The organism is Citrobacter sp. wls718, from assembly GCF_005280945.1.
GTDB lineage: Bacteria > Pseudomonadota > Gammaproteobacteria > Enterobacterales > Enterobacteriaceae > Citrobacter > Citrobacter gillenii.
Genome location: NZ_SZWV01000034.1, coordinates 140,891 through 144,481, shown reverse-complemented (window position 1 = coordinate 144,481; position 3,591 = coordinate 140,891). Strand labels below are relative to the sequence as shown.

General features: G+C 55.7%; 3 protein-coding genes. All 3 read left to right on the top strand.

All coding sequences use genetic code 11. The annotated features are described in order from the left end of the window. The first annotated feature begins 204 nt into the window (after window positions 1–204). Entirely contained in the window at window positions 205–1,242 is a 1,038-nt protein-coding gene (locus FDW95_RS06385) for an extracellular solute-binding protein (protein WP_115258172.1), read from the top strand. Next, window positions 1,226–2,914, top strand: coding sequence for an iron ABC transporter permease (locus FDW95_RS06380; RefSeq protein ID WP_137363441.1), 1,689 nt, complete (start codon window positions 1,226–1,228; stop codon window positions 2,912–2,914). Before FDW95_RS06385 ends, FDW95_RS06380 begins: the two co-directional genes overlap by 17 nt. Window positions 2,915–2,924: 10 nt before the next feature. Further along, the coding region (locus tag FDW95_RS06375; protein WP_137363446.1) for an ABC transporter ATP-binding protein at window positions 2,925–3,591 on the top strand (667 nt) is incomplete at its 3' end.

The following is a 3,591-nucleotide window of genomic DNA, read 5'->3' as shown; positions in this document are numbered from 1 at the left end:
GCAGGGAGTCTCACCCTCTCTCTACCCGCCACTTTTCGCCGAGTAAACCCCACATCACACCGTTGTTTAAAGTTATGTAAATGTAAATCGTTTAAACTTTGCCATTATTGTAAGTGCTAGTGATTATCATTTATTGTACGCGGGCCAAAAGAACGAGCGCCTGCTCGGGTCACTGTACGTTCCAATTACTCTGGGATATAAACGATGAATGCTCTGCCTCGCACCGGACTGCGCCGTATCACGCTTGCATCTGCCCTGGTCCTCTCCGTCAGCCTGCCGGCTTTCGCACAGGATACGTTAACGCTTTATACCACCCGTGAACCAGGCCTGATCCAACCCCTGCTCGATAGCTGGACAAAAACCAGCGGTATAAAAGTGAGCACGGTGTATATCAAGGATGGCATGCTTGAGCGTGTTAAAGCGGAAGGGAAGAACTCCCCTGCCGACCTGCTGATGACCGTCGATGCCGGTAACCTCATCGATTTAGTCGAAGCGGGCGTAACGCAACCGGTAGAGTCCGATGCGCTGAAAGCCGCCATTCCGGCTAACCTGCGCGGTGCAGATAATCAGTGGTTTGCGCTTTCCATGCGTGCACGCGTGCTCTACGCTGAGAAATCGATGCCTATCGATAACTGGCATTATGAGCAGCTCGCAAGCCCGGAGTACAAAGGCAAAGTCTGTATCCGTTCCGGGCAGCATCCGTATAACACCGCATTGATTGCCGCCATGATTGCCCACCACGGTGAGGCCAAAACAGAAGAGTGGCTGCGCGGCGTGAAGGCGAACCTGGCACGTAAAGCAACCGGCGGCGATCGTGACGTTGCCCGCGATATCCTCGGCGGGATTTGTGATATTGGCCTCGCCAACTCCTATTACGTCGGTCATATGAAAAATGCCAAAGAAGGCACCGATGCACGTCAGTGGGGTGATGCCATTAAAGTGGTGAAACCGACCTTTGAGAAAGGCGGCACACACGTCAACATTAGCGGTGCTGCCGTAGCCCGTTACGCACCCAATAAAGCCGACGCCGTTAAGCTGATGGAATATCTGGTTTCCGCACCTGCCCAGCAACAATACGCGAAAGCGAACTTCGAATATCCGGTACTCAAAGGTGTAACGCTCGACCCGGTTATCAGCGCCACTATCGGTGAAATCGACGTCGACAAGATCCCGTTAACCGAAATCGTGAAGTACCGTAAACAAGCTAGTCTGCTGGTAGATAAAGTTGGATTCGATCAATAAACCGCTATTGCTTCCGACGTTACGCGGCCTGGTTTCCGGGCCGCAGTCATTATTAACGCCGTTACATCTTGGTGCCCTGTATATTGCACTCGGCGTCCTGACTCCTATTGTGGCGCTCATCTGGCAGGCCACACAGGCTGATTTGTCCCACTGGGATAATCTCATCACCTGGGTGTTGCCCTCTGCGTTAAAAAACACTGTACTGTTGTTGGCAGGTGTCGCGGTCATGGTCGGCGTGATTGGCGTTGGCAGCGCGTGGGCAGTCACTGCATGGGATTTTCCTGGGCGCAAAATACTGAGTTGGGCGCTGCTGCTGCCGCTGGCGATGCCGACCTATATCGTGGCCTTTGCCTGGCTCGATTTACTGCATCCCATTGGCCCACTGCAAACCTTCATCCGTTTTTTACTCGGTTTCGACAGCCCGCGACAGTTCCGCTTGCCGGATTTACGCTCCCTTTCCGGCGCGATCCTGCTGCTCGGTTTAGTGCTGTATCCGTATGTTTATTTAACCACTCGCGCCACGTTTATCAGCCAGCCCGCGCATTTGTTGGAGGCGGCACGTACCCTGGGCTGCAGCGCCAGCGGAACCTTCTTCCGCGTGGCCCTGCCAATGGCCCGTCCGGCGCTGGCGGTCGGGATCAGCCTGGCGCTGCTGGAAACGCTCAATGACATCGGCGCGTCGGAATTCCTTGGGGTACAAACCTTAACCGTCACCGTGTACACCACGTGGATCTCGCGCTCTGATTTATCCGCTGCGGCGCAAATCGCCTGCATGATGCTGATGTTTATCTTCTTTATCCTGACGCTGGAGTTTTACGGTCGCAGAAAACAAGGATTCAGCAGTCGCAGTCTGCGAGAAATTCAACCCACGCGCGTGCATGGCTGGCGCGGTTGGCTGCTCGGCGTGGTTATTTCGCTCCCGGTTGTACTGGGTTTCCTGGCCCCGGTATTGTTTTTACTGTGGGAGAGCGCCAAACGGTTAGGCGGTGAGAATCCGCTGTCCGCGTCATTACTTTCTGCATTGCAAAACACGCTATCGCTAGCGGCTGGTACCACGCTGGTGGTGATTTGCGTCAGCATGCTGGTGGCGTGGAGCGCACGTCGCAGCGCCGCAGACAACGCCATGCCCGGTTTTCGTCGCGGTGTGATGCGTCTGGCCTCGTTAGGTTACGCCGTGCCTGGTACGATTCTGGCGATTGGTTTTCTTCCCCCGGCGATGGCGGTTGACCGCTGGCTGGCCGATCTGCTCGACATGCGCGGTTTACCGCTGATGTCTGCCGGTATTTTGCTGATCATTTGCTGTGCGATGCGTTTTCAGGCCATAGCCATCGGCGCGCTGGATTCCGGGCTGGGCCGTATTCCTCCTTCCCTTGAGCAAGCCTCACGTTTACTGGGTGAAAATGGGGCCGGTACGTTTGCTCGTGTGCATTTCCCGCTACTGCGTCCAGCGTTGGTAAGCAGTGCATTGCTGGTGTTTGCCGATGCAATGAAAGAGTTGCCCACTACCCTGCTACTACGCCCGGTAAACTTCGAAACGCTGGCCACGCTGCTGTATGCAGAAGCGGCGCGAGGTACCTATGAAGAAGGGGCAATTGCTGCGCTAATGATTGTGTTAGCCGGCACACTGCCTGTTATTTTGCTGGTTCGTCATCAGATGACGCGCCGTGGTTGAGAGAGCAACAATGTCAGAAATCGCGTTACGACTCCAGGATGTACACGTGGCCTACGGCAACAGCCAGCAACCGGTGCTGACCGGCTTTTCAATGTCGGTGCGCAAAGGCGAAATCGCCTGCCTGCTGGGTGCGTCAGGCTGTGGGAAAACCACGGTTTTGCGCGCGGTCGCCGGATTTGAACGCCTGCAACGCGGAGAGATTTATGTTTCACAGCGGCGTGTTGCTGGCCCCGGCGTGCATCTGCCGCCGGAAAAACGGCATGTCGGCATGGTGTTTCAGGAATACGCGTTATTCCCACATCTGACAGCCCAACAAAACGTGGCCTTTGGTTTGCGCCGCCTGCCACGAGAAGCGCAACAGGCCAGAGTCACCGAGCTGTTAAAAATGGTTGAACTACACAGCCACGCCAGCCATTACCCTCATGAGCTTTCTGGCGGGCAGCAGCAGCGTATCGCCCTGGCCCGCGCCCTGGCGCCACATCCGGATATTCTGCTGCTGGATGAACCGTTTTCCAGTCTGGATAAAAGCACCCGCGAGCGTCTGGGTGGCGAGGTGCGGGATATTTTGCGCGCCGCCGGACAAACGGCGCTGCTGGTCACCCACAGTGAACATGAAGCGCAGTTGATGGCGGACCATATTGGTTTTGTGAAAATGGGTCAGTTTCAAACGAAGCACG

Excerpts from the sequence above, each read along its gene's own strand:
- FDW95_RS06385 (WP_115258172.1), top strand. The coding sequence starts at position 205 with ATGAATGCTCTGCCTCGCACCGGACTGCGCCGTATCACGCTTGCATCT.